This is a genomic window from Streptomyces sp. NPDC059456 (assembly GCF_042750055.1).
Classification (GTDB): domain Bacteria; phylum Actinomycetota; class Actinomycetes; order Streptomycetales; family Streptomycetaceae; genus Streptomyces.
In genome coordinates, this window is record NZ_JBHYVA010000773.1 from 1 (window position 1) to 365 (window position 365).

At 78.9% G+C, this 365-nt stretch carries 1 pseudogene; it reads left to right on the forward strand.

The features are described from left to right. Positions 1-44 precede the first annotated feature (44 nt). Positions 45-365, forward strand: a pseudogene (locus ACFXA3_RS38195) (hypothetical protein); the annotation flags it as partial.

Consider the following 365-nt stretch of genomic DNA (forward strand, 5'->3'; position numbering starts at 1 on the left):
GTCCGGCCGCCGTGACGCACCAGGCCGGTCCGGCCGACGACCGGGTGGGTCCGGCCGGTCCGGCGGGGCCGCCCGGCGGCGCCGGCGCACCGGTGGCGGCCGGGGCCCGGATGCCGCGCTGGCTGCCGCGCGCGATCGTCCTCGCCCTGGCCCTCGTCGCGTGCTTCCAGCTCGGCAGCTGGGCCTTCCACCAGCTGATCGGGCTGCTCGTCAACATCCTGATCGCGTTCTTCCTCGCGCTCGCGATCGAACCCGCCGTGGCGCGGATGTCGGGGGGGCGCGCGCGCCGCCGGGGGCGCGCCCCGCAGCTCCACGGACCACGCCCTCGCCGGCCAGCTGCTCACGGACCACGGCCTGCGCATCGG